The organism is Alterluteimonas muca (assembly GCF_021191595.1).
In the GTDB taxonomy this organism is placed as follows: Bacteria; Pseudomonadota; Gammaproteobacteria; order Xanthomonadales; family Xanthomonadaceae; genus Luteimonas; species Luteimonas muca.
On record NZ_JAIWPS010000015.1, the window covers coordinates 43,135 to 62,916 of the forward strand.

General features: G+C 69.7%; 20 protein-coding genes. 12 read left to right on the forward strand and 8 right to left on the reverse strand.

The genetic code is table 11. From position 1 onward, the window contains the following. Nucleotides 1-4: 4 nt before the first annotated feature. The 3 genes from LDO11_RS14815 to LDO11_RS14825 all read right to left on the reverse strand — a co-directional run bounded on the left by LDO11_RS14815 (nucleotide 5) and on the right by LDO11_RS14825 (nucleotide 3,497). Entirely contained in the window at nucleotides 5-967 is a 963-nt protein-coding gene (locus LDO11_RS14815; protein ID WP_232142224.1) for a ribokinase, read from the reverse strand. 7 nt (nucleotides 968-974) lie between these two features. Beyond that, the gene (locus LDO11_RS14820) at nucleotides 975-2,270 is read right to left on the reverse strand and encodes a NupC/NupG family nucleoside CNT transporter (RefSeq protein WP_232142225.1); all 1,296 of its coding nucleotides are present in this window, start codon (nucleotides 2,268-2,270) and stop codon (nucleotides 975-977) included. Between the two features lie 99 nt (nucleotides 2,271-2,369). Further along, nucleotides 2,370-3,497, reverse strand: a complete 1,128-nt coding sequence (locus LDO11_RS14825; RefSeq protein ID WP_232142226.1) for a GGDEF domain-containing protein — start codon at nucleotides 3,495-3,497, stop codon at nucleotides 2,370-2,372. A 90-nt stretch (nucleotides 3,498-3,587) separates the two neighbouring features. Here LDO11_RS14825 and LDO11_RS14830 point away from each other — a divergent pair, with 90 nt between their 5' ends. Beyond that, complete coding sequence (locus tag LDO11_RS14830; protein ID WP_232142227.1) at nucleotides 3,588-4,559, forward strand: aldo/keto reductase; 972 nt, start codon at nucleotides 3,588-3,590, stop codon at nucleotides 4,557-4,559. 99 nt (nucleotides 4,560-4,658) lie between these two features. Then, nucleotides 4,659-4,868: a hemin uptake protein HemP gene (hemP, locus tag LDO11_RS14835; RefSeq protein ID WP_232142228.1), complete on the forward strand. Its 210-nt coding sequence runs from the start codon at nucleotides 4,659-4,661 to the stop codon at nucleotides 4,866-4,868. 3 nt (nucleotides 4,869-4,871) lie between these two features. Here the strand turns inward: hemP and LDO11_RS14840 are convergent, their stop codons facing one another. Genes LDO11_RS14840 through LDO11_RS14850 form a run of 3 tightly spaced genes read right to left on the reverse strand, consistent with a single transcriptional unit; the run spans nucleotide 4,872 to nucleotide 7,095 of the window. After that, nucleotides 4,872-5,906 carry a PDZ domain-containing protein gene (locus LDO11_RS14840; protein WP_232142229.1) on the reverse strand — a complete coding sequence of 345 codons (1,035 nt, stop codon included), beginning with the start codon at nucleotides 5,904-5,906 and terminating at the stop codon, nucleotides 4,872-4,874. Nucleotides 5,907-5,938: 32 nt separating this feature from the next. After that, complete coding sequence (locus LDO11_RS14845) at nucleotides 5,939-6,469, reverse strand: hypothetical protein (RefSeq protein WP_232142230.1); 531 nt, start codon at nucleotides 6,467-6,469, stop codon at nucleotides 5,939-5,941. Next, nucleotides 6,466-7,095 carry an RNA polymerase sigma factor gene (locus LDO11_RS14850; protein WP_232142231.1) on the reverse strand — a complete coding sequence of 210 codons (630 nt, stop codon included), beginning with the start codon at nucleotides 7,093-7,095 and terminating at the stop codon, nucleotides 6,466-6,468. Before LDO11_RS14850 ends, LDO11_RS14845 begins: the two co-directional genes overlap by 4 nt. A 120-nt stretch (nucleotides 7,096-7,215) precedes the next feature. On the opposite strand from LDO11_RS14850, the gene LDO11_RS14855 reads away from it, so the two are divergent. The 5 genes from LDO11_RS14855 to LDO11_RS14875 all read left to right on the forward strand — a co-directional run bounded on the left by LDO11_RS14855 (nucleotide 7,216) and on the right by LDO11_RS14875 (nucleotide 11,661). Then, nucleotides 7,216-8,178, forward strand: coding sequence for an SPFH domain-containing protein (locus LDO11_RS14855; RefSeq protein WP_232142232.1), 963 nt, complete (start codon nucleotides 7,216-7,218; stop codon nucleotides 8,176-8,178). Between the two features lie 4 nt (nucleotides 8,179-8,182). Next, nucleotides 8,183-8,632, forward strand: a complete 450-nt coding sequence (locus tag LDO11_RS14860) for an NfeD family protein (RefSeq protein WP_232142233.1) — start codon at nucleotides 8,183-8,185, stop codon at nucleotides 8,630-8,632. 98 nt (nucleotides 8,633-8,730) lie between these two features. Further along, complete coding sequence (gene gcvT, locus LDO11_RS14865; protein WP_232142234.1) at nucleotides 8,731-9,837, forward strand: glycine cleavage system aminomethyltransferase GcvT; 1,107 nt, start codon at nucleotides 8,731-8,733, stop codon at nucleotides 9,835-9,837. 107 nt (nucleotides 9,838-9,944) lie between these two features. Then, nucleotides 9,945-10,337: a glycine cleavage system protein GcvH gene (gcvH, locus tag LDO11_RS14870; RefSeq protein WP_129135166.1), complete on the forward strand. Its 393-nt coding sequence runs from the start codon at nucleotides 9,945-9,947 to the stop codon at nucleotides 10,335-10,337. A 790-nt stretch (nucleotides 10,338-11,127) separates the two neighbouring features. Next, nucleotides 11,128-11,661 carry a histone H1-like repetitive region-containing protein gene (locus tag LDO11_RS14875; RefSeq protein WP_129137182.1) on the forward strand — a complete coding sequence of 178 codons (534 nt, stop codon included), beginning with the start codon at nucleotides 11,128-11,130 and terminating at the stop codon, nucleotides 11,659-11,661. Between the two features lie 73 nt (nucleotides 11,662-11,734). On the opposite strand, the gene LDO11_RS14880 is transcribed toward LDO11_RS14875, so the two are convergent. Next, nucleotides 11,735-13,123 carry a serine hydrolase domain-containing protein gene (locus LDO11_RS14880; RefSeq protein ID WP_232142235.1) on the reverse strand — a complete coding sequence of 463 codons (1,389 nt, stop codon included), beginning with the start codon at nucleotides 13,121-13,123 and terminating at the stop codon, nucleotides 11,735-11,737. An 81-nt stretch (nucleotides 13,124-13,204) separates the two neighbouring features. On the opposite strand from LDO11_RS14880, the gene LDO11_RS14885 reads away from it, so the two are divergent. Together LDO11_RS14885 and LDO11_RS14890 are read left to right on the forward strand one after the other, a co-directional pair. Next, nucleotides 13,205-13,807 carry a LemA family protein gene (locus tag LDO11_RS14885; RefSeq protein ID WP_232142236.1) on the forward strand — a complete coding sequence of 201 codons (603 nt, stop codon included), beginning with the start codon at nucleotides 13,205-13,207 and terminating at the stop codon, nucleotides 13,805-13,807. Nucleotides 13,808-13,833: 26 nt separating this feature from the next. Continuing rightward, the gene (locus tag LDO11_RS14890; RefSeq protein WP_232142237.1) at nucleotides 13,834-15,717 is read left to right on the forward strand and encodes a M48 family metallopeptidase; all 1,884 of its coding nucleotides are present in this window, start codon (nucleotides 13,834-13,836) and stop codon (nucleotides 15,715-15,717) included. 95 nt (nucleotides 15,718-15,812) lie between these two features. Here the strand turns inward: LDO11_RS14890 and LDO11_RS14895 are convergent, their stop codons facing one another. Further along, on the reverse strand, nucleotides 15,813-17,066 hold the full coding sequence (locus tag LDO11_RS14895; protein ID WP_232142238.1) for a 6-phosphofructokinase: 1,254 nt from the start codon (nucleotides 17,064-17,066) through the stop codon (nucleotides 15,813-15,815). 160 nt (nucleotides 17,067-17,226) lie between these two features. Here LDO11_RS14895 and LDO11_RS14900 point away from each other — a divergent pair, with 160 nt between their 5' ends. The 3 genes from LDO11_RS14900 to mpl all read left to right on the forward strand — a co-directional run bounded on the left by LDO11_RS14900 (nucleotide 17,227) and on the right by mpl (nucleotide 19,778). Then, nucleotides 17,227-17,805 (forward strand): adenylate kinase, encoded by a 579-nt coding sequence (locus LDO11_RS14900; RefSeq protein WP_232142239.1) that lies wholly within the window; start codon nucleotides 17,227-17,229, stop codon nucleotides 17,803-17,805. A 14-nt stretch (nucleotides 17,806-17,819) separates the two neighbouring features. Then, complete coding sequence (locus LDO11_RS14905) at nucleotides 17,820-18,326, forward strand: hypothetical protein (RefSeq protein ID WP_232142240.1); 507 nt, start codon at nucleotides 17,820-17,822, stop codon at nucleotides 18,324-18,326. Nucleotides 18,327-18,398: 72 nt separating this feature from the next. Next, nucleotides 18,399-19,778 (forward strand): UDP-N-acetylmuramate:L-alanyl-gamma-D-glutamyl-meso-diaminopimelate ligase, encoded by a 1,380-nt coding sequence (gene mpl / locus LDO11_RS14910; protein WP_255683522.1) that lies wholly within the window; start codon nucleotides 18,399-18,401, stop codon nucleotides 19,776-19,778. The last annotated feature ends 4 nt before the right edge of the window (nucleotides 19,779-19,782 follow it).

The window sequence follows — 19,782 nt, forward strand, 5'->3', positions numbered from 1 at the left end:
CGCGTCAGCCGTCGGCGCGCAGCAGTGGCATTGCCGACGCGGCGCCGGGGTGCTCGGTAGAGGCGGCCGCGTAGCGGCTGGCGAAGCGCAGCTGCGCGCTGAAGGCACGCTGCGGCTGCAGCGCGATGGCCGCGGCGAGTGCACCGTTGAAGGCGTCGCCCGCACCGGTGGTGTCGACGACCCGCGCCGGATGCGCCGGCAGCCGTGCGTGCGGCGCGATATCACCGAAGCGTGCCGGGTCGGCATGCGAGACGAAGCAACCGGCGCCGCCAAGGGTCACCACCACCGTGCCCTGCGGCAGCAGCGCGCGACACAGCGCGTGCAATGCGCCATCGTCGAGCGCCGCCACCGCGTCGTCGTCGATGCGGCCATGGCCGTGTGCCGCCAGCAGCGCGGCGAATTCACTCTCGTTGGGCGTCAGCAGGTCGCAGCAGGCCAGCAGTTCCGCGTCCACGACGGCATCCGCCGGCGCCGGATTGAGCATTGCCAGCGCGCCACCGCGGCGCGCCTGTGCGAGCGCGGCGGCGATCGCGTCGCGGGGTGATTCCAGCTGCGCCAGTACCACGGCCGCAGCCGCCAACGCCCCGGCATGGCCTTCGACAAACGCCGCATCCAGGGTGGCGTTCGCGCCCGGCCCGATCACGATCGAATTGCGGCCGGCGTCATCGGTGTAGATGCCGGCGGTGCCGGTGGGTGCATCGCTTGCGCGTGCCTGCAGGTCGATGCCGTCGGCAGCTGCGAGATCACGGGCGAGGGCACCACCGGCGTCATCACCGAGCGCGCAGACGAAGCGTACGTCCGCACCGGCGCGGCGCGCGGCGACCGCCTGGTTGAAGCCCTTGCCGCCGGGGCCGGTGGTGTAGGCACCGGCCAGCGTTTCGCCTGGCCGCGGCAGGCGCGTCGCGCGCCACACATGGTCGACATTGAACGAGCCGACGACGATGACGCCTGCGCGTGCCCCTGCCATGCCGGACTCAGGCGAAGGTGGTCAGCACGCCGGCGATCGTGGCGGTCATCATCGTGGCGATGGTGCCGCCCAGTACCGCGCGCAGGCCGAAGCGGGCAAGGTCCTGGCGACGGTCGGGCGCAAGCCCGCCGATGCCGCCGATCTGGATCGCGATCGAGCTGAAGTTGGCGAAGCCGCACAGCGCATAGGTGGCGATCAGCCGGCCCTGTTCACTCAGCACCACGCCTTCCACGCGCCCGTTGACGATGTCGGCCAGCTGCAGGTAGGCCACGAACTCGTTGATCACCACCTTCTGGCCGATCAGCGAGCCGACCACCCCGGCATCCGCCCACGGCACGCCGATCACCCAGGCGATCGGCGCCAGCACGAAGCCGAAGATGGTGGCGAGGTCGAGCGGGCGGCCCAGGGTTTCCTGCAGGCCGGTGATCTCGCCCAGCCAGGTCAGCGGCGCGTTGATCATCGCGATCAGCGCGATGAAGGCCAGCAGCATCGCGCCGATGTTGAGCGCCAGCCGCAGGCCGTCGCCGGCACCGGCCGCGGCGGCGTCGATGATGTTGCTGGTGGTCTTCTCCACTTCCATCTTCACCGTGCCGCGGGTCAGCGGCTCGCCGGTTTCCGGGATCAGGATCTTGGCGATCACCAGCGTCGCCGGCGCCGCCATGATCGACGCCGCCAGCAGGTGCTTGGCGTAGAACGCCTGCTCGACCGGGTCACCGCCGCCCAGCATGCCGACATAGGCCGCCAGCACGCCGCCGGCGATATGCGCCATGCCGCCGATCATCATCGTGATCAGTTCGGACTCGGTCATCCGCGAGATGTACGGGCGCACCGTCAGCGGCGCCTCGGTCTGGCCGATGAAGACGCTGGCGCAGACGCTGGTGGTCTCGGCGCCTGACACACGCATCACCTTGGTGATGGCGAGCGCCATCACCCGCACCACCGCCTGCATCACGCCGAGGTGGTAGAGCACCGCCATCAGCGAGGCGAAGAAGATGATCGTCGGCAGCACCTGGAAGGCAAAGATGAAGCCGTAGGTGTCGACATCCATCAAGTTGCCGAAGATGAAGCTCGAGCCGGCGTTGACGAAGCCCAGGATCTTCACGAAGCCGTGGCCGAGCCAGTCGAACACCTCGCGACCGCCCGGCACCAGCAGCACCAGCGCGGCAAACGCGATCTGCAGCGCGACGCCCGTGCCGACCAGCACCCAGTCGACGCGACGCTTGTTGTTGGAGAACAGCCAGACGATGCCAAGGAGCACCACCAGTCCGAACAGGCCGAAACCGACCCGTGCCAGTACTTCCATCGAGTGCCCCAGGGCGCCAGCAGACCGCGCAGGTTAGGGGAGGCGGGCGGTCGGGGCAATATCACGGATTCTTCACATTCTCGTGAAGGACATATTCATTCAGCAGTCGCGGGCCCACACCCGGTCGCCGCCATCGCGCTTGGCCTGCTTGAGGCGCCGGTCGGCGGTGCCGAGCAGGGCCGAGGTGTCGGCGCCGTCCTGTGGCCAGGCCGCCAGCCCGGCGCTGAAACGCAGGGTCACGCCGTCACGGCCGCGGCCGGGCTGGAACGCCTGTTCGGCCAGGGCGCGGCGATGCCCGTCCAGGCGCTCCCAGGCACTGCCGATCGGGCCGCGCAGCAGCAGCACGAATTCCTGCCCGCCGATGCGCGCGGCGTGCTCGCCGTCCTCGAGCAGGGCGGTCAGCCCCGCCGCGAAGTGGCGCAGCGCGCGGTCACCGGCCGGATGCCCGGCCGCTTCGTTGATGCGGCGGAAGCGGTCGAGGTCCAGCAGCGCCACGCTCAGGCTGCGGCCGCTGGCCCGTGCGTCGGCCGCATCGCGCGGCAGGTGCTGCAGCAGCCAGGCCCGGTTGGGCAGACCGGTGAGTGCATCGTGTCCGGCGGCGGTGATCAGCCGCTGGATGCGCCGCACCACCAGCGCGGTGATCGCGGTGATGATCGCCAGCAGCACCAACCGCTGGGCCAGCGTGCCCGGCGACACCACGCCGTAGGCATAGGACGCCGGCAGCGCGTCGCCGGGTGCCATCGCGGTGACCATCCACCACAGCAGCGCGTACTGGGCGATCGCCAGCGCGCCCGTGTACAGCGCCAGCCGCACGTCGTTGCGCAGCGCGGTCAGCACGATCGCCACCGCGTAGAAGCACCACACCACCATGCTGTTGAGGCCCGCGGCCGGATCGTCGCGCGCGAGCAGCAACAGCACCAGCGAGGTCACGCTGACATCGTGGGTCGCGGTGGCCAGCGGCAGCCAGCGCACCCGGCGTCGCGCAAGCGCCAGCCACAGCTGCGCGCTCGCGTTGATCACCACCGCCGCACCCAGCCCGATCGCCACTTCGCGGCCGTCGCCATCCAGCGCGGCCAGCAGCGGCAGCGACAGCACCAGCAGCGACAGCAGCGCACGCACGCGCGCGGTCAGCAGCTCGCCGTCCGCGCCGGTGTCGAGCAGCAGTGCGTCCGGGCGGGCGAACAGCCCCGGCGCCCGTCGTCGCCCGGCTTTCGATGCGTCGCCCATGGCCTCCCCGCGCGCTGCCCCGCGCCGAGCATAGCGCCGGGCCGGGGCCGCGGCTCGCTACACTGGAGCACCATCCCCGGAGCGCCCGCGATGCAGTACCGCCGACTCGGCCAGTCAGGCCTGCAGCTGTCCGCGCTGTCGTTCGGTGCCTGGGCCACCTTCGGCAGCCGCATCGGCCGCGGCGAGGCGCGCGAGCTGGTCGCCGCGGCGTGGGACCACGGCATCAACTTCTTCGACAACGCCGAAGGGTATGCCCATGGCGACGCCGAGCGGATCATGGGCGACGTCATTGCCGACCTGCGCCTGCCGCGCGATGGCTACTGCGTCTCCAGCAAGGTGTATTTCGGTTCCGCCGCCGATCCGCGCCCGACCCAGCGCGGGCTGTCGCGCAAGCACGTGCACGACGCCTGCCATGCCGCGCTGCGGCGGCTGCGCGTCGACTATCTCGATCTTTTCTTCTGCCACCGCCCGGACCCGGACACCCCCGTGGCCGAGACCGTGTGGGCGATGGATACGCTGATCCGCCAGGGCAAGGTGCTGTACTGGGGCACTTCGGAATGGCCGGCAGAGCGGGTGATGGAAGCCGCCGATCTCGCCCGCAGGCACCGGCTGCACCCGCCGACGATGGAGCAGCCCGAGTACAACCTGCTGCACCGCCGGCGCGTGGAGCTGGAATACGCGCCGCTCTACGGCGAACTGGGCCTCGGTGCCACGGTGTGGTCGCCGCTGGGCTCCGGGCTTCTGACCGGCAAGTACAACGATGGCATCGGTGACGACAGCCGCCTCGGCCAGCCCGGCTACGCGTGGCTGCGCGAACTGCTGCTGCAGGACCCGTCGCGGCTGGAGCGTGCGCGCGCCTTCACCGCGCTGGCGACGGAGCTGGGCGTTGCACCGGCGCCGCTGGCGATCGCCTGGTGCCTGCGCAACCCGCATGTGTCGACCGTGCTGACCGGTGCCAGCCGGGTGTCGCAGCTGCTGGAAAATCTGCAGGCGCTGGATCTGCTCGAGCGCCTCGAGCCGTCGGTGTGGCGGCGGATCGAGGCGGTGACGCAGGAGCGCTGACACCTGCGGGTCCGCCCCTGCTCGCCCGGGACGACGCCACCCCTTGACTGGTTAATGAGAATCATTACTGTTGCGGCGTCCCCGTCCCGAGGCAGCAGAATGTCGCTCGATCGCTCGCACGACCCTCTCCCCGCCGATCCGTCCGCAACCCGCCCGACCTCCTGCACCGCGACGCAGACAGCGCCGGCACAGGTGCTGGTCGACAGCGCGGGCCTGCTGGCCGGCCAGCGCGAGATCTGCATCCGCCATGGCAACGAGCTCTACCGGCTGCGCCATACCCGCAACGACAAGCTGATCCTGACCAAGTAGCCCTCAGGCCGCCTCCGGAGGAGCGGCCGGCGCCTTCGGTGGCGCGGGTGGCCGTGGCGGCGCCAGAGGTGCCGGCGGCGCCACCAGCCGCAGCGAGCGCTGCGCGGGGACCATCACCTGGGCAGTGCCGCTCCTGCGGTCGCGCAGGTAGGTGATCGTCACCCGTTCGCCTTCGTCGCGGCCGCGCAGGCGCTGCATCACGTCGCGCGGGGTGGCGACCGCCTGGCCATCCACTCGCTGGATCACGTCGCCGGCACGCAGGCCGTCGATATTGCCGGTCGACAACACCAGCACGCCGCGGTCGGTGCCGAAGTAGCGGCCGAGGTCGCCATCCAGCGCCGCGAGGTTGAGCCCGCTCCAGCGCATCGCCGACAGCAGCCGCGGGGTGCCGCAGGCCGTGCCTTCGCAGTTGGCGTCGAGCCCCGCCGCTGCCAGCGCACGTTCGACCTCTGCGCCGATCCCACTGGTGGCGATGCGCACCTGCTCGCCGATGCGCTGCATGTCCACGCCATCGATCCCTTCGCGTACGTTTTCAAGCGTGCGTGCCAGATCGGCGCCCGACAGCACCGCAACCCCGGTCCCCGGGCGCGGGGTGATGTCCACCGACGCGCGGCGCCCGCCGCGCTCGTAGTCCACCCGCACCGGTGTGCCGCCGGCCATCCCGCGCAACAATCCGCGTGCGTTGTCCAGTCGCAGCTCGCCGTCGCGGCCGAGGATCGAGGTGCCGCCAATGGCGACGATGCGGTCGCCGCTGCGCAGCCCGGCATCGTCGGCGGCGCTGCCGGGGGTGACCGCGGCGATGCGCACGCCCGCATCGGCATCGGCTGCCAGCACCACGCCCAGCACCGGCCGCGTGCGCCGGTGCACGACATCCGCGGCGCTGTCGGTGGACAGCTCCGCGACCCGCGCGGCGGCGCGTTGCAGGTCGGCACGCGCCTGCTCGAGGCTGCGGTTGTCGGTGCCCTGGGCACTGGCGGTACCGGTGGCCAGCGCAACGGCGAGCGCAAGCATGGCGAGGGCGGGGGGGCGGCGGATCATGGTGGTTCTCCAGCAGGCGGTTGGTTGGGAGGTCAGTCGATCTGGACCAGTGCGGTGTCGAAGCGCGAGCCCTGTGCGGCAAGCCACGAGCGTTCGCCTTCGAACTGCACCAGCGCGAGCAGGGTGTCCACGCGCGAGCGCCACAGTTCCTCGCGGGCGCGTGCATCTAGCGCCGGGTCGCGCAGACGGGCGTCGATCGCAGCCAAGCGCAACTCGAGTTCGCCGGACATCAGTGCCGCGCTGCCGCTCGCCACGCGGTCGTCGGCCAGCAGCGGCAGCAGCGCCTCGAGGCGGGCGGATTCGTCCTGCAACGCGGCGACCGCGCTGTCGTCCGCTGGCGCGGTGCCGACAGGTGCATCGGGTGCCAGCCAGCGCAGCGGCAGCGCGACCACCAGCAGCAGCGACGCCGCGAGCGCGGTCCACACCGGCCAGCGGCGCGGTCGTGATGGCTGCGGCAGCCGTGCGGCGATCGCGTCCCAGCCCTGCGCCGGCGGGCTGGCCAGCGGAAGGCGCGAAAACGCCTCCTGCCAGGTCGCGGGCGGGGGCGTGCGGGGGTCGGTCATGGCGACGCTCCGGTGAGGGTGGGATTGGGGGTATCGAGCAGTTCACGCAGGCGGCGGGTGCCGCGCGAGACCTGTGATTTGGAGAAGCTCGGCGTGCGTTCCATCAGCGTGCCGATCTCCTCATGGGTGAAGCCTTCGGCGTGGTACAGCCACAGCACGCTGCGGGTGATCACCGGAAGCCCGGCCAGCGCACGCTGCAGTGCCGCGGCGTCGGCAGCGGCGCTCGGTGGCGGGGTGTCGCCGGCGGGCTCGTGCTCGTCGACATCCAGATGCCCCTCGAAACGACGCCCGCGACGCAGGCGCATCAGTGCCTCGTTGACCGCGATCTGCCGCAGCCAGCCCCAGAACGGGCAGGCGCCGCGGAAGTCGCCGATGCGGTCGATCATCTTCAGCATGGTGTCCTGCAGCACATCCGCGGCGGTGTCGCGGTCGCCGCAGATGCGCAGCGCCAGCGTGAACGTGGGACGTTCGAACCAGCGATACAGCTGCTCGAACGCCGCCCGTTCGCCGGCTCGCGCGCGCTGCAGCAACGTGCCGGGCACCTCGATCGCGAAGCCGGACGCCGAGGTCGGCGCGGCCGGCGGCGGCCCGGGTGCGGGTGCGGGCGTGGCCTGCAGTGAGTGCATGGTCAGTGGCATCGAAGGGTTAGATGCGGCAGCTGGAGAAAGCGTCGCAACCGCGGACGCCGGGTCACACCCGACCCCTATACTCCGTCCCCGGGGAACAATCACAGCGAGGAGATACACATGGGAGCGACCGGTTTTCTCACCGCGGTCCTGTTGCTGGCCGGCATCATCGTGCTGTTCAAGACCGTGCGCATGGTGCCGCAGGGCTACGAGTGGACCGTCGAGCGCTTCGGCAAGTACACCCACACGCTCGATCCGGGCCTGCACTTCCTGGTCCCGGTGGTCTACGGCGTGGGCCGCAAGGTCAACATGATGGAGCAGGTGCTGGACGTGCCCAGCCAGGACGTCATCACCCGTGACAACGCGGTGGTGCGCGTGGACGGGGTGGTGTTCTTCCAGGTGCTCGATGCGGCCAAGGCCGCCTACGAGGTCGCCAACCTCGAGATCGCCACCATCGCGCTGGTGCAGACCAACATCCGTACCGTGATCGGCTCGATGGACCTGGACGAATCGCTGTCCAACCGCGAGACCATCAACGCGCAGCTGCTCAACGTGGTCGACCAGGCCACCAACCCGTGGGGCATCAAGGTCACCCGCATCGAGATCCGCGACATCCAGCCGCCGCGTGACCTGGTCGACTCGATGGCCCGGCAGATGAAGGCCGAGCGCGAGCGCCGCGCGGTGATCCTGGAGGCCGAGGGCCATCGGCAGTCGGAGATCCTGCGCGCCGAGGGCGACAAGCAGGCGGCGATCCTGCAGGCCGAAGGCCAGAAGGAATCCGCGTTCCGCGAAGCCGAGGCGCGTGAGCGCCTTGCCGAGGCGGAAGCCAAGGCCACGCAGATGGTGTCGGATGCCATCGCCAATGGCGACGTGCAGGCGATCAACTACTTCATCGCACAGAAGTACGTCGAGGCATTCCGCGAGCTCGCCACCGCGCCCAACCAGAAGTTCGTGCTGATGCCGATGGAAGCCAGTGGCGTGATCGGGTCGATCGGCGGCATTGCCGAGCTCGCGCGCGAAGCGCTCGGCAAGCAGCAGGCCGGTGCGGTGGCGCGCGGCGTGCAGACGCCGCGCGGGGGCTGAGCCCATGCGCTGGGAAGTGGTGGCATGGGCGGCGGTGGCGCTGCTGCTGTTCGCGGCGGAGACACTCGCGCCGGGTGCCTTCATGCTGTGGATGGGCTTCGCCGCGGCCGCGGTGTTCCTCGGCGTGCTGCTGGTGCCGGGCATCGACCTGCTGTGGCAGGTCGTGGCTTTCGTCGTCCTGTGCTTCGTGTCGATCCAGGTCTATCGCACCTGGTTCCGCGGCCGCGGGCGCGTCAGCGACCACCCCACGCTCAACCGCCGTGCGGCCCATCACCTCGGGCGCGTGGTGCCGGTGGAAACCGCGATCGTCGATGGGCGCGGACGCGTCAAGATCGGCGACGCCTTCTGGGTGGTTGCCGGGCCGGACCTGCCGGTCGGCACGCCGGTGCGGGTGACCGGCGCCGACGGGCTGGTGCTGCTGGTCGAGTACGCGGGCCCGGAACACACCGGGTAAACGACCACGGGCGTGCCCCGGGGGTAGACCAACGGCCCGGGGCACGGCCGCGACCGGTCTGGGATAATCGGGCTCTTTCGCAGCGAAGGCGTCCCCCCATGACCCGCAAGACCATCCTCAACGACAGCCATCGCGCCCTCGGTGCGCGCATGGTGGATTTCGGCGGCTGGGACATGCCGCTCAACTACGGTTCGCAGATCGAGGAGCACCACCAGGTGCGCCGCGATGCCGGCATGTTCGATGTCAGCCACATGACCGTGGTCGACCTGCGCGGCGAGCGCGTGCGCGACTTCCTGCGCCGCCTGCTGGCCAATTCGGTCGACAAGCTGAAGAAGAAGGGCAAGGCGATCTACAGCTGCATGCTCGACGACAACGGCGGCGTGATCGACGACCTCATCGTCTATTACATGGACGACGGCTGGTACCGGCTGGTGGTCAATGCCGGCACCCGCGACAAGGACCTGGCGTGGATCGGCCGCCATGCCGAAGCCTTCGGCGTCGAGGTGGCCGAACGCTCCGAACTTGCGATCATCGCCGTGCAGGGCCCGAACGCACGCGAGCGCGTGCTCGGTCTCGTCGATACCGCCGACCGCGATGCGCTGGCCGGACTTGGCCGCTTCGCCGCGATCGACGTGCGCTCCGCGCAGGGCACCGCACTGTTCGTCGCGCGCACCGGGTACACCGGTGAGGACGGATTCGAGATCGTGCTGGAGCAGGGTGGCGCCGTCGCGCTGTGGGATGCATTGCTGGGCGCAGGAGTGAAGCCTGCCGGGCTGGGTGCGCGCGACACGCTGCGCCTGGAAGCCGGGCTGGCGCTGTACGGCCAGGACATGGACGAATCGGTCACCCCGTACGAGGTCGCACTCGGCTGGACGGTCTCGCTCGACGACGGCCGTGACTTCATCGGGCGCGAGCGCCTGGAGCGTCAGAAGGCCGATGGCGATGCGCGTCAGCTGATCGGTCTGGTCATGGACGAGAAGGGCGTGCTGCGCCATGGCCAGCGCGTGCTCAGCGATGCCGGTGACGGCGAGATCCTGTCCGGCACGTTCTCGCCGACCCTGGGCAAGGCGATCGCGTTCGCGCGCGTCCCCGCTGGAGACGCCGGCCAGGTGCGCGTGGATATCCGCGGCCGCGAGGTGCCGGTGCGCACGGTGAAGTTCCCGTTCGTGCGCGACGGCCAGCCGCAGCCGGGCATCCTCGACTGACGCGCGGCTCCTGCACACCCTGGCGTACGACGCGAACGGCCTGCGCGTCGCGCGCCTCCCCGGCTACACTTGGCCGCACTCACCACCCCCTGATTCGGAGCCCCGACATGAGCGAGATTCCCGGCGACCTGAAGTTCCTCAAATCCCACGAATGGGCCCGCGTCGAGGGCGACGGCAGGGTCACGGTCGGCATCTCCGACCATGCCCAGGGCCTGCTGGGTGACCTCGTCTATGTCGACCTTCCCAGCGTCGGCGATCGCGTCGAAGCCGGCACCGGTGCCGCCGTGGTCGAGTCGGTCAAGGCCGCCTCCGATGTCTATTCGCCGGTCACTGGCACCGTGGTCGCGGTGAACTCCGATCTGGCCGACAAGCCGGAGACGATCAACGAGGATGCGTTCGGCGAAGGCTGGATCTTCGCGGTGGAAATCGAGGACAGCGAACAGCTCAACGAACTGCTCGATCCCGACGACTACGCGTCGTTGCTCGATGACGCCGACTGATCGGCGAAAGCACTGGACGCTGCATCGAAACGCCGCCCACGAGGCGGCGTTTTCGTTGCCGCGTTCGACGTGCGTGCGGGCATGCATGACCGCGCAAGCGCGGTTTCTGTTCGCGCAGTTCCGCGCAAAGGTGTCGCTGCAGCGCGCAAGATGCATCCTTTCGCTGAGTTGTTCCGCAATGGCATGACCGGCTGCACGACGACGTTGCCGTTGCCGATCGCCGGCATGACGCGCGATGGGCGATGTACGCATGCAATGCGGCGTGCATCCGAAAAGCACTTGAAAACAGCATCGGCCGACAACGTGTCGCGCTCGACGTGCGCTGCGCGCACGCATGTCGGGGACCCGCCGCGCCGGCAGCGTGATGCCCGATGTCGAGAACGCGTGCAGACGTGCGCGGGCACATGCAACGACAGGTGTTGACAGTTAAAAAAAGCGTGATTAGGTTTCGCCGAAACCACGCAACCGCAGGGACGAGTGATCAAGGCCGGGACGACATCGCACGCGACAACGCAACCTTCCGCCCAGAAATTCCAGAAGGTGGAACCGGTCCTCGTCTCCCATGCAAAAACAGCACCCCGTTTCGGACACGCCCGCGCCATCCAGGCACGGGCGTTTTCCTGCGGGTGCGTCGGACATCGAATCGGCAGTGCGTGCCGGCCGGGTCGCGACGCAGGTATCCGTTCCGATGCGCGTCGCGCGTCGGCGGTTGGTCGCGGGTCCGATCCCCGCGGCGTTCGCGAACTGGGCACGTAGTACCCGAAGTTCCATTGACGAGGAGAGCCATCCCATGGCCACGAAGAAAGCCACCAAGAAATCGGCAACCAAGAAGACTGCCAAGAAAGCCGCGGCCACCAAGCGCGTGAGCAAGGTTGCCAAGAAGGCAACCGCCCGCAAGGCGGCGGCGAAGAAGACCACCGCGCGCAAGGCTGCAGCCAAGAAGACCACCGCACGCAAGGCCGCAACCAAGAAGACCACGGCCCGCAAGTCGGCAGCCAAGAAGACCACCGCGCGCAAGGCGGCAGCGAAGAAGTCGACGGCCCGCAAGGCCGCGACCGGCCGCAAGTCGACCGCGAAAAAGGCGGCGACCCGCAAGACCGCGAAGAAGGCCGTCGCCAAGCGTCCGGCAGCGAAGAAGGCAACCGCACGCAAGTCGACGGCGAAGAAGGCCGCGACCCGCAAGACGCCTGCGAAGAAGACCGCGCGCAAGGCAACCGCCAAGAAGGCGGCGCCGCGCAAGGCCGTTGCCAAGAAGATGCCGCGTCGTGCGGCCAAGAAGCCTGCGCCGGTTGCCATCCCGGCAGCACCGGCTCCGCTGATGTAAGCCGCACCCAGAAGGCGGCGTCATCCCGGACCCCTTCCGCTGCCCAGGCGGAGGGGGTTCTTGTTTATGCGGGTCAGTGCGGCCGGGCGTGTGCGCTGGACGCTGCCGCACCTGGTGCGGTGCTGTCGCCGGCGCGGTCGGCGTAGAGCAGGTCGTCGATATCGACATCCAGCCAGCGGTGGTGCTGCAGGCCGAGCGCGCGGTCGAGGATGGTGGGCATCAGGCCGGACGGCAAGCTGCTCTCGCTGTTCCACAGCACCACCATGCCGAAGTCGCTCTCCGGCACCATCGCCATCACGCCGCGGTAGCCCTGCACCGCACCGCCATGGAAGACCACGCGATGGCCGGCGTAATCGTAGACGCGCCAGCCGAGCCCGTAGCCGGCGGCATTGAGGCGTTCGCTGCGCCACGATCCCGCGCGGCTGCGCATTTCGCCGGGCGTGCCGACGATCGGCGAATGCAGCGTTGCCAGCAGCGGTGCAGGCAGCACGTCCGGGCGATGGCCGGTATGCGCGATGAGCCACTGCGCCATGTCGCTGATGCTGGCGTTGACGCCTGCGGCGGGCGCCACCCGGTAGTAGGTGGGCTTGGGCATCAGCGATGTCCAGCCGCGGTTGGCGCGCACGTGCGGCTTGGCCCAGCGCGGGCTTGCCTGGATGCCGTCGAGGCCATAGCTGGCATCGTTCATGCCGAGCGGCTTGAACAGGCGCCGTGATACCGCTTCGCTGAAGAACTGCCCGGAGGTCGCGAACACCACGTCGCCGACCAGGCTGAAGGCGACGTTCTGGTAGCCGTAACAGTCGCCCGGCGCGCAGGCCATGTTGGCCGACGACAGCCGCTGCACGAGGGTGGTGTAGTCGGTGCCGGCCTCGATGTCGCGGTCGTAGGTATGGCGCGGCAGGCCGACGCGGTGGCTCAGCACGTCGGCAACGGTGACCTGCTGGGCCGCATTGGGGTCGGCCAAGCGCAGGCCCGGCATGTAGTCGACCACCTTGCTGTCCCAGCGCAGCGCGCCTTCGGACACGAGCACGCCGGCAATGGTGCCGGCGAACGACTTCGACAGCGATGCCAGCCGGAACACGGTGTGTGCATCCACCGGCTCGGCGGCGCGCACGTCGGTGATGCCGTAACCGCGCGCGCTGAGCACGCGGCCGTTGTGGACGATGGCCATGGCCAGTCCGGGCACGCGCTGGTCGGCCACCAGTGCCTGCGCCATCGCCTCGAATTCACGCACATTGAAGGACGCTGGCAGCGGCTTCGCATCCACCGGCGGTGGCCGCTGTTCGGGACGGCCGTCGGTCGGACGCGGGAATACCGGCATCGGTTCCGCAGCGGACGGAAGGACCTGCGCGTGCTGCGGGAGATCCTGTGCGGTGGTGCCGAGGGCCAGCGGCATCAGCATGCCGACCAGCCCAAGTTGCCATGCGCGTCCCCACCGACGGCGAAGCACCTTGTCTTTCATCGGGTCTGTCCCCTGCGTATGCTTGCTTGCGGGCCGATCATAACGCCTGATTCCTGTCTTGCATGAATAAGGGGAGCTTTGATGGGTAGCATGCTGATCCTGCTGGTAATTGTCGGCCTGGCAGTGGTTGTCGCGGTGTGGGGTGTGGGCATCTACAACAGCCTTGTCACCGCCCGCAACGCATTCAAGAACGCCTTCGCCCAGATCGACGTGCAGCTGCAGCGTCGCTTCGACCTGATCCCCAACCTCGTCGAGACCGCGAAGGGTTACCTCTCGCACGAGCGGCAGACGCTCGAAGCCGTGGTGGCCGCGCGCGGTGCGGCGATCAACGGCCTGCAGGCGGCGGCGGCCAATCCGGGCGACCCGGCGGCGATGGCCGAACTCGCGCAGACCCAGGGCGCGCTCAATGGGGCGCTCGGGCGGCTGCTGGCGGTGGTGGAGGCCTACCCGGACCTCAAGGCCAGCCAGAACATGATGCAGCTCACCGAGGAGCTGACCAGCACGGAGAACCGCGTCGCCTTCGCACGCCAGGCCTACAACGATGCGGCGATGGCCTACAACAACAGGCGCGAGGTGTTCCCGTCGAGCATCGTCGCCGGCATGTTCCGCTTCGAGCCGGCCGCACTGCTGGAGATCGCCGCCGACCGCGCCGAGGTGCGCGAGGCGCCCAAGGTGCAGTTCTGACCCGCGGGCGCTGACGCGGCGATCCGATGAACTTCTTCGAGCGGCAGGCCCAGGCGCGACGCAACACCACCCGGCTGGTCGTACTGTTCGCACTGGCGGTGCTGTGCATCGTGGTGCTGGTGGACGTGGCCGTGCTGCTGTTCTTCGGCGGCAGTGTAGGCACCCTGGTGGGTGCCAGCATCGTCACCGTGATGATCATCGGCCTGGGCTCGCTGTACCGCATGGCGAGCCTGCGTGCAGGCGGCGAACGCGTGGCCACCCAGCTCGGCGGCGTGGCGGTGCCGGAGGACACCACCGATCCGCAGCTGCGCCGCCTGCGCAACGTGGTCGAGGAAATGGCGATCGCCTCCGGGGTGCCGGTACCGGCCCTGTTCGTGCTCGAGCACGAACAGGGCATCAACGCGTTCGCGGCCGGCTACGCGCCGACCGACGCCGCGGTGGCGGTGACCCGCGGCGCCCTTGAACGCCTCAACCGCGACGAGTTGCAGGGCGTGATCGCCCATGAGTTCAGCCATGTGCTCAATGGCGACATGCGCATCAACATCCGGCTCATGGGCGTGTTGTTCGGCATCCTGATGCTTGGCCTGATCGGGCGCAGGATCCTCATCCACGGTGCCGCCTCGCGCAGCCGCGATGGTGCGTTCGTGCTGGTGATGGCGCTGATCTGCCTGGTCATCGGCTACGCCGGCGTGTTCTTCGGGCGCATGATCAAGGCCGGCGTGAGCCGGTCGCGCGAAGTCCTCGCCGATGCGTCCGCCGTGCAATTCACCCGCCAGACGCAGGGACTGGCCGGTGCGCTGAAGAAGATCGGCGGCGTGCAGGAAGGCTCGAAGCTGCAGGAGCGCGCCGATGCCGAGGAGATCAGCCACATGCTGTTCGGTGATGGCGTGGGCTTCGCCGGTCTGTTCGCCACCCATCCTCCGCTGATCAGGCGCATCCAGGCACTGGAGCCCGGCTTCAGCGGCGAACAGCTGGCCGGCCTGCAGGCGCGCTGGCTGCGCTCACCACCCAACGGTCTCGAGGAGGACGTGCAGCTCGGCCTGGCCGCACGCGATGACGGCCCGCTGCCATCTGCCGCGGCCCGGATCGCGGTGACGCCGCCGATGATCGCGGCCCACGTGGCCGAGCCCGCGGACGACGACTGGACACGTGCCGGCGCCATCGTGGCGGCGATCCCCGCTGCCCTGCAGCAGGCCGCGCGACGGCGCGACGAGGTGATGGCGGTGCTGTTCGCGCTGCTGCTGGATGGCGACGAGGCCATCCGCGGGCGCCAGCACGCCGAGATCGCCGCGCGCATGGGCATGCCTGTGGCCGACCTGGCCACCCATCTGCGCGACGGCATGCAGGAACTGCATCCGATGCAGCGGCTGCCGCTGGCGCAGCTGGCCTTCCCGGTGCTGCGCATGCGCCCGCGTCCGGAACTCGCGGTATTCCTCGACGTGGTCGAGGCGATGGTGCACGCCGATCGCCGGGTCTCGCTGTTCGAATACTGCCTCGGGCGGCTGCTGCAGGTGCAGGTCACCGAATCGCTCGACCCGGGCCGCCATGCGCGCTTCGGGCGCCAGCGCGCCGTCAATGTCAGGCAGGAGTTCGCCACCCTGCTGGCGGTGGTGGCGCAGGCCGGGCATCCCGATGACGCCGACGGCGCACGCCGCGCGTATCTCGCCGGCCTGCAGCGCGTGCTTCCGCGCGACCACATGCCCTATGTGCCGCCGGACGACCCGGTGCAGGCACTGGATGCGGTGTGGGATCCCCTCGACCGGCTGGAGCCGGTGGCCAAGCAGATGCTGGTGGAGGCGATCACCGACGCCATCGTGCACGACGGCCGCATCTCGGTGCAGGAGGCCGAGCTGCTGCGCACGGTCTGCGCGGTGCTGCATTGCCCGCTGCCGCCGGTGCTGGATCACTAGCAATCGCCGGGATCACAGCCGCGTGCAGGTGCCGCGTAGGCGCATGTTTCGCAGGCTGCGCCGATTGTTCTGTTCGGCGCGCATGGACGCGCGGCCTACGGCTCCCAGTCCGGCAGCTTCTTCGCCACCGGCGTGTTCTTCAGCGATACATACGCCGGCAGGCCATCGCGGTAGGGTGGCCACGCTTCGCCGCGCACCAGCGGTTGCAGGTAACGGCGCGCGGCCGCGGTGATGCCGTAGCCGTCGCGACGCAGGAATGCCGCCGGCATCTTCTTCTCGCGATTGGCCACCCGCGCCAGCGGTGCCGGCTCGATGGTCCAGCGATACGGGCTCGCGGACACGCGGCGCACCGCCGGCATTGTCGCGTTGCGGCCTTCGAGTGCATAACGCACCGCGGCGCGGCCCACCGCGATGGCCTGGTCGAGGTCGGTCTTCGAGGCGATATGCCGCGCCGAACGCTGCAGGTAGTCGGGCACCGCCCAGTGCACCTTGAGCCCGAGGGCGTCCTGCACCCGGCCCGCGAGGTAGGGCGCGACGCCGCCGAGCTGGGCATGGCCGAACGCATCGCTGCCGCCGCCGGACTCCGCAACGAACCTGCCGTCGGCGGTGCGGATGCCTTCGCTTGCAACCACCACGCACCAGCCGACGCGATCGACCACCGCCTGCACGCGGGCGAGGAAGTCGGTCTCGTCATAGGCGCGCTCGGGAAACAGGATCAGGTGCGGTGCGTCGTCCGGGCCTTCGCCGGCGAGCCCGGCGGCGGCCGCCAGCCAGCCGGCGTGGCGGCCCATCGCCTCGTAGACGAACACGCGCGTGGACGAGCCCGCCATCGAAGCCACGTCCAGCGCCGCCTCGCGCACCGAGACCGCGGTGTACTTCGCCGCCGAACCGAAGCCGGGCGAGCAGTCGGTGACCGCGAGATCGTTGTCGATGGTCTTGGGGACGCCGATGCAGGTCAGCGGGTAGTCCGAGGCTTCCGCCAGCTGGGACACCTTGAGCGCGGTGTCGGCGGAATCGTTGCCGCCGTTGTAGAGGAACCAGCGCACGTCGTGCGCGCGGAACACGTCGAGCAGGCGCTGGTATTTCGCGCGGTCCTCGTCGAGCGACTTCAACTTGAAACGGCACGAGCCGAACGCGCCGCCCGGCGTGTGTGCCAGGGCGCGGATGTCGGCGATGCGCTCGCGACCGGTATCGACGAGGTCCTCGCGCAGTGCCCCGAGGATGCCTTCGCGCGCGGCAAGCACCCGGATGCGGCGTGCACGCGCTTCGGTGATGACCCCGGATGCGGTGGCATTGATGACGGCGGTGACGCCGCCGGACTGGGCGTAGAGCAGGTTTCCTGTGGCCATCGTGGTGGTTCGCGGCAGTGGAAAGGGGAGGGCGGCCGTGTCGGATTTCTCTCGTGGCGGCCGGGGTGGATACGGTACAGTGCGCCCTGTCTATGCGCGGCGGATGGTCCAGACGAGCCTGGCTGCGGCGAATTCCCGTTTGTAAGGAGTGGAGTCTTCGATGCGACTGGTTCTTTTGGGTGCGCCCGGTTCGGGCAAGGGCACGCAGGCGGCACGGCTGAAGGAATACCTGCAGGTCCCGCACATCTCCACCGGCGACCTGCTGCGCGCGGAAGTCGCGGCGCAGTCGCCGCTGGGGCTGCAGGCGAAGGAAGTGATGGCGCGCGGCGACCTGGTCTCCGACGACATCCTGCTCGGCATGCTGCGTGACCGCTTCTCGCGCGACGACACCCGCGCCGGTTTCATCCTCGACGGCTACCCGCGCAACCTCGCCCAGGCCGCCGCGCTCGGCGAACTGCTGGCCGACCTCGGCCAGTCCTTCGATGCCGCGGTCCAGCTCGAGGTCGACAACGAGCTGCTGGTCGAGCGCCTCGCCGGGCGTGCGCAGGCCGAAGGCCGCGCCGACGACAACCCCGAATCGGTGCGCAAGCGTCTGCAGGTCTACGACCAGCAGACCGCGCCGGTGATCGAGTACTACCGCCAGCAGGGCCAACTGACCGTCATCGACGGCGTCGGCAGCCTTGACGAGGTGTTCAACCGCATCCTCGGCGCGATCCAGGTCGACAAGCCGGTCGGCTGAGCATCCTGCAGGCGGTGCGCCGCTGCTGGCACTGGATAGGCGGTACCGCGCCGCTCGGCGTGTTGCCCGGCGGGGTGACGCCTGTGCTTGCCGCCTGGCTGTTCGCACTACTGGTGACTGCCGGGGTGGATGCCGCGGCGCCGATCCCATCCCCTCTGACACGTTCCGCGCTGCTGCTCGCCGCGGAACTGGCGCTGGGCTGGGCAATCCTCGCGCTGGTCGGGCGCACCCCACTGCGCATGCAGGTGCTGCTGGCGCTGGGTCTGCTGGCGGCATTGCGCAATGCGGTGCTGGCGCCGGTGTCGCTGCTGCTGGTGGCCGATGCCGGCGGCCTTGCCCCCGCAGCGGTACTCACGGTCGCGGTGGCGGTGGGGCTTGCGACCGTTGCAGTGATGGCAGTGCTGGTGCGTCGCTATCTCGATCTCTGGCAGCAGGCTCTTGGCCGCTCGCGCCGCATGGCCGGCGCGGTGCTGCTGGTGACGGCGGTGCTGCTGCTGGGCCTGGAGGCAATACCGCACTGAAGCCGCGCGCCATCGGTGCCACCATCGATGGTCTCGGCTAGAGTGCGCGCTCGTTCCATGGAATTGCACGACTTGAAGATCCATATCCTCGGCATCGCCGGCACCTTCATGGGCGGCGTCGCCGCGCTCGCGCGCGAGGCCGGCGTCGAGGTCGAAGGCAGCGACCAGGCGGTCTATCCGCCGATGTCCACCCAGCTCGAGCGCCTCGGCATCGGTCTGCACCAGGGCTACCAGCCCGCACACATTGCCGGCGACGCCGACCTCGTGGTGATCGGCAACGCGCTGTCGCGCGGCAATGCCGCGGTGGAGGCGGTGCTCGATGCCGGCCGAGCCTATTCCTCCGGTGCGCAGTGGCTGGCCGAGCACGTGCTGCCCGGCCGCACCACGCTGGCGGTCGCCGGCACCCACGGCAAGACCACCACCTCGACCATCCTTGCCTGGCTGCTGCAGACGGCCGGGCGCGACTGCGGCTTCCTGATCGGCGGCGTGGCCGAGGACTTCGGTGTCTCCGCGCGGCTGGGTAGCGATCCGCTGTTCGTGGTCGAGGCCGACGAGTACGACACCGCGTTCTTCGACAAGCGCAGCAAGTTCGTGCACTACCGGCCGCGGGTGGCGATCCTCAACAACCTCGAGTACGACCACGCCGACATCTTCCCGGACCTCGCCTCGATCCAGCGCCAGTTCCACCATCTGGTGCGCACGGTTCCCGGCGGCGGGCGGCTGGTGGTCAACGGCGAGGACCCGCACCTGGCCGAGGTGCTGGCGATGGGCTGCTGGACCCCGGTCGACCGTTTCGGCATCGACGGCGAGTTCGAATGGAACGCGCGGCTGATCGAGGCCGATGGCCGCGCGTTCGAGGTCGTGCACCGTGGCCGGTCGCTGGGCGAAGTGCGCTGGCCGCTGCTCGGCCGCCACAACGTGATGAACGCGCTGGCCGCGATCGCCGCCTGCCATGCCGCGGGCGTCGATCCGCAACCGCTGCTGCCGGCCCTCGCGCAGTTCCGCAGCGTGAAGCGGCGCATGGAGCAGGTCGGCGAGATCGACGGCATCCGCGTCTACGACGACTTCGCCCACCATCCCACCGCGATCGCGACCACGCTTGCCGGCCTGCGTGCCAGCGTCGGCGATGCGCGCATCGTGGTGGCCATGGAGCCGCGCAGCAATTCCATGCGCCTGGGCGCGCACGCCGACGGCCTGGCGCCGTCGCTCGATGCCGCCGATGCCGTGGTGTTCCTGCATCGCCCTGAACTGGCCTGGGATGCGGGCCGGGTGGTGCAGAGCGTGCGCGGGCAGGCGTTCGCGGTGCCCGATGCCGACACGCTGATGGCGACCCTCGGTGCACTGGTCGAGCCCGGTGACCATGTGGTCTTCATGTCGAACGGCGGTTTCGACGGCGCGCCGCAGCGCTTCGTCGCGATGCTGCAGGCACGCCGGGCCGCACCGCCGGGTTGATCGC